This window comes from Streptomyces sp. NPDC054841, assembly GCF_053611045.1.
This window is the reverse complement of record NZ_JBSGZO010000589.1, coordinates 1-4,745: the sequence shown is the minus strand read 5'-3', so window position 1 is coordinate 4,745 and position 4,745 is coordinate 1. Positions and strand designations below refer to the sequence as shown.

General features: G+C 71.9%; 5 protein-coding genes. All 5 read right to left on the bottom strand.

From position 1 onward, the window contains the following. Positions 1-72 precede the first annotated feature (72 nt). Entirely contained in the window at positions 73-1,521 is a 1,449-nt protein-coding gene (der, locus tag ACWGI8_RS39845; protein ID WP_453668332.1) for a ribosome biogenesis GTPase Der, read from the bottom strand. Positions 1,522-1,598: 77 nt separating this feature from the next. Then, positions 1,599-2,186, bottom strand: a complete 588-nt coding sequence (locus ACWGI8_RS39840; RefSeq protein ID WP_453668334.1) for a lysophospholipid acyltransferase family protein — start codon at positions 2,184-2,186, stop codon at positions 1,599-1,601. Positions 2,187-2,239: 53 nt separating this feature from the next. After that, positions 2,240-2,920, bottom strand: a complete 681-nt coding sequence (gene cmk / locus ACWGI8_RS39835; protein ID WP_453668331.1) for a (d)CMP kinase — start codon at positions 2,918-2,920, stop codon at positions 2,240-2,242. Between the two features lie 274 nt (positions 2,921-3,194). Beyond that, positions 3,195-4,280, bottom strand: a complete 1,086-nt coding sequence (locus ACWGI8_RS39830) for a prephenate dehydrogenase (protein ID WP_453668330.1) — start codon at positions 4,278-4,280, stop codon at positions 3,195-3,197. Next, positions 4,277-4,639, bottom strand: coding sequence for a chorismate mutase (gene aroH, locus ACWGI8_RS39825; RefSeq protein WP_453668333.1), 363 nt, complete (start codon positions 4,637-4,639; stop codon positions 4,277-4,279). Before aroH ends, ACWGI8_RS39830 begins: the two co-directional genes overlap by 4 nt. Positions 4,640-4,745: the final 106 nt, after the last annotated feature.

Sequence of the window (4,745 nt, the reverse complement as noted above, 5' to 3'; positions counted from 1 at the left end):
GTGTGCCATGTGGTCATCCGTGCCGTGTGGTCATGAGGCCGCATGGCCGTGTGGACTCCATGGCTGTGTGGACTACTTCTTCCGGCCGCGCTTCTCGCGCACCCGCACCGAGATGTGGATCGGGGTGCCCTCGAAGCCGAACTCCTCGCGCAGACGGCGCTCCACGAAGCGGCGGTAGCCGTGCTCCAGGAAACCGGAGGCGAAGAGCACGAACCGCGGCGGCTTGGTGCCCGCCTGCGTACCGAACAGGATGCGCGGCTGCTTGCCGCCGCGGATCGGGTGCGGGTGGGCGGCGACCAACTCGCCGAGGAAGGCGTTGAGGCGGCCGGTCGGGACGCGGGTCTCCCAGCCCTCCAGCGCCGTCTCGATCGCCGGGACCAGCTTGTCCATGTGCCGTCCGGTCGAGGCCGAGACATTCACCCGGGGCGCCCAGGAGACCTGCTGCATCTCGGTCTCGATCTCGCGCTCCAGGTAGTAGCGGCGCTCCTCGTCGAGGGTGTCCCACTTGTTGTACGCGATCACGAGGGCGCGGCCCGCCTCGACGGCCATCGTGATGATGCGCTGGTCCTGGACGGAGATGGACTCGCTGGTGTCGATCAGTACGACGGCGACCTCGGCCTTCTCGACGGCGGCCGCGGTGCGCAGCGAGGCGTAGTAGTCGGCGCCCTCCTGGAGGTGGACCTTCTTGCGGATACCGGCGGTGTCCACGAACTTCCAGGTCGTGCCGCCGAGTTCGATGAGCTCGTCGACCGGGTCGCGGGTGGTACCGGCCATCTCGTTGACGACGACCCGCTCCTCGCCTGCGACCTTGTTGAGCAGGGACGACTTGCCGACGTTCGGACGGCCGATGAGGGCGATACGGCGCGGGCCGCCGACGGCGGTGCCGAAGGTCTGGGCAGGGGCGTCGGGGAGCGCCTTGAGGACCTCGTCGAGCAGGTCGCCGGTGCCGCGGCCGTGCAGCGCGGAGACCGGGAACGGTTCGCCGAGACCGAGCGACCACAGCATCGCCGCGTCGGCCTCGGCGGACGGGCCGTCGACCTTGTTGGCGGCGAGCACGACCGGCTTGCCTGCGCGGCGCAGGAGCTTGACGACGGCCTCGTCGGTGTCGGTGGCGCCGACGGTGGCGTCCACGACGAAGACGACGGCGTCGGCGGCCTCGATGGCGAACTCGGCCTGGGCGGCGACGGAGGCGTCGATGCCGAGGACGTCCTGCTCCCAGCCGCCGGTGTCGACGACCTTGAAGCGGCGGCCGGCCCACTCCGCCTCGTACGTGACGCGGTCGCGGGTGACGCCGGGCTTGTCCTCGACGACGGCCTCGCGGCGGCCGATGATGCGGTTCACCAGGGTCGACTTGCCGACATTCGGACGGCCGACGACGGCGAGGACGGGCAACGGGCCGTGACCGGCCTCCTCGATCGCGCCCTCGACGTCCTCGAGGTCGAAGCCCTCCTCCGCGGCGAGCTCCATGAACTCCGCGTACTCGGTGTCGCCGAGTGCCCCGTGGTCGTGCTGGTCGTTCATGAAGTCCGTTCCTCGTTCATTCGTGGTGATCGGTGAGCAAGGGACAGGAGGTCCCGGGCTCACTACTGAAGTCTCGCTCAGCGCCCGGTGAGACGCTTGGCGTTTTCCAGGTGGGCGGTGAGCCGCTCCTGGATGCGTGCGGTCGCTTCGTCGAGCGCCTTGCGGGTGCGGCGGCCGGTGCCGTCGCCCGCCGCGAAGGCGTCGCCGAAGACGATGTCGACGCGGCTGCGCAGCGGAGGCAGCGCCCGTATCAACCGTCCGCCGCGCTCACTGCTTCCCAGGACGGCCACGGGAACGATCGGCGCACCGGAGCGGACGGCGAAGTAGGCGAGCCCGCCGCGGATCGAGGTGAAGTCGCCTCCGCCTCGGGTGCCCTCGGGGAAGATGCCGAGGACGCCGCCGTTCTCGAGCACGCCGAGGGCGTTGGTGATGGCGGTGCGGTCGGCGCTCGTACGGTCCACCTTCACCTGCCCGATTCCGGTCAGGAACGGGTCGAGAGGTCCGGCGAACGCCTCCTGCTTGATCAGGAAGTGCACCGGCCTGGGAGAGGTCCCCATGAGCATCGGACCGTCGATGTTGTGCGCGTGGTTGACGGCGAAGATCACCGGGCCGGTGGCAGGGACCCGCCAGGAGCCGAGGACCCTCGGCCTCCAGAGCGTGTGCATGAGGCCGATGCCGATCACCCGGCCGACGGCGGCGCCCTGCGCGGACGGGAGGGTCACTTCGCGGCTCGCTTCTCCTCAACAAGGGTCACGACGCACTCGATGACCTGCGGGAGGGTGAGGTCGGTGGTGTCGACATCGACGGCGTCGTCCGCCTTGGCGAGGGGGGAGGTCTTGCGGCTGGAGTCGGCGGCGTCCCGCTTGATCAGCGCGTCACGGGTGGCGGCGAGGTCGGTCGCCTCCTTCCCCTTGAGCTCACCGCTGCGGCGGGCGGCGCGGGCCTCCGGGGAGGCGGTCAGGAAGATCTTCAGGTCGGCGTCGGGGAGGACGGTGGTGCCGATGTCCCGGCCCTCGACGACGATGCCCTTCTCGGCGGCCGCGGCGATGGACCGCTGCAGCTCGGTGATCCGGGCCCGCACCTCGGGGACCGCGCTGACGGCGCTGACCTTGGAGGTGACCTGCTGCGTGCGGATCGGGCCGGACGCGTCCAGACCGTCGACGGTGATCGTCGGGGCGACCGGGTCCGTACCGGACTCGATCACCGGCTTCCCGGAGGCGCTCGCGATCGCGACCGGGTCGCCGACGTCGACGCCGTTGCTGATCATCCACCAGGTGATCGCCCGGTACTGAGCGCCGGTGTCCAAGTAGCTCAGGCCCAGCTCTGCGGCGACCGCCTTGGAGGTGCTCGACTTGCCCGTGCCGGAGGGGCCGTCGATGGCGACGATCACGGATTCCACGGTGTCGGAGACCTTCCTCATACGCGTTTGCGGGCAGGCCGGAATGCCAAGGTGCCCCGCACAAGGTTACCGAGTGCGGCACCTTGCCCATGCACCCGTTCCCGAACCCCGCGCCGAAGGGCCTCCGGGCGCCTCTCCCCGCAGCCACGGACACCGGCCCGCGCCGGGTCGGAGACCCCGCGCACGGGTGCCGCCGACCCGAGCGCCGCCGACCCGAGCGCCGCCGGCCTGTGCGCCGCCGGCCGGCGCCGTGCTACTGCCGGAGCGCCCGGTGCTACTGCCGCAGTGCCCAGCCGCGCTCGCGCAGGGACGCGCTCAGGACCGTGGCCGCGGCCGGCTCCACCATGAGCTGGACCAGACCCGCCTGCTGGCCCGTGGCGTGCTCGATGCGGACATCCTCGATGTTGACGCCCGCGCGGCCGGCGTCCGCGAAGATGCGGGCGAGCTCGCCCGGCTGGTCGCTGATGAGGACGGCGACGGTCTCGTACGTCGTCGGGGCGGCGCCGTGCTTGCCGGGGACGCGTTCACGGCCGGCGTTGCCGCGGCGCAGGACGTCCTCGACGCCGCCCGCGCCGTCGCGGCGCTTGTCCTCGTCGGAGGACTGCAGGGCCCGCAGGGAGCGCACTGTCTCGTCGAGGTCGGCCGCGACGCCCGCCAGGACGTCGGCGACCGGGCCCGGATTGGCGGACAGGATCTCGATCCACATGCGGGGGTCCGAGGCCGCGATACGGGTGACGTCCCGGATGCCCTGCCCGCACAGCCGCACCGCCGTCTCGTCCGCGTCCGCCAGCCGCGCGGCGACCATCGACGAGATCAGCTGCGGTGTGTGCGAGACCAGCGCGACCGCCCGGTCGTGGGCGTCGGCGTCCATCACGACCGGCACCGCGCGGCAGAGCGCGACCAGCTCCAGCGCCAGGTTCAGCACTTCGGTGTCGGTGTCCCGGGTCGGCGTGAGCACCCACGGCCGGCCCTCGAAGAGATCCGCGGTCGCCGCCAGCGGGCCCGAGCGCTCCTTGCCGGACATCGGGTGCGTACCGATGTACGCGGTCATGTCCACGCCGAGCGCCTCCAGCTCGCGCCGCGGCCCGCCCTTGACGCTGGCCACGTCGAGGTAGCCGCGGGCGGCGCCCACGCGCATCGCCTCGGCGAGGGCGGCGGGCACATGCGCGGGCGGCACGGCGACGACGGCGAGGTCGACGGGCCCTTCGGGCGCCTCGTCCGTACCGGCGCCGAGCGCGGCCGCGGTCCTCGCCCGCGCCGGGTCGTGGTCCGTGAGGTGGACCGTGACGCCGCGCGCGGCGAGCGCGAGCGCGGCGGACGTACCGATCAGTCCGGTTCCGATGACGAGGGCGGTTCTCACTGGGCGATGTCCTTGCGGAGGGCGGCCGCGGCACCGAGGTACACGTGCGCGATCTCGGACTTGGGCAGGTCGGACTCGATGTGCGCGAGGATCCGCACGACGCGCGGCATGGCCCCGGCGATGTCCAGCTCCTGGGCGCAGATCAGCGGTACGTCGACGATCCCGAGCCCTCGCGCCGCCGCGGCGGGGAAGTCGCTGTGCAGGTCCGGCGTGGCGGTGAACCAGACGCTGATCAGATCGTCCGCGGTGAGCCCGTTCCGCTCCAGGATGGCGGTGAGCAGCTCACTGACCTGCTCGTCCATGTGCCCGGCCTCGTCCCGTTCCAGCTGGACGGCTCCCCGGACGGCTCGTACCGCCACGTCGTGCTCCTCGCTCTTTCGTACGTGTCGCGCCTGCTGTCCGCCTGCGTGATCTTTCTGCACGATCAGCCTAGAGGGGCGGCGCGGCGGGCGACCGGGGTGCTCT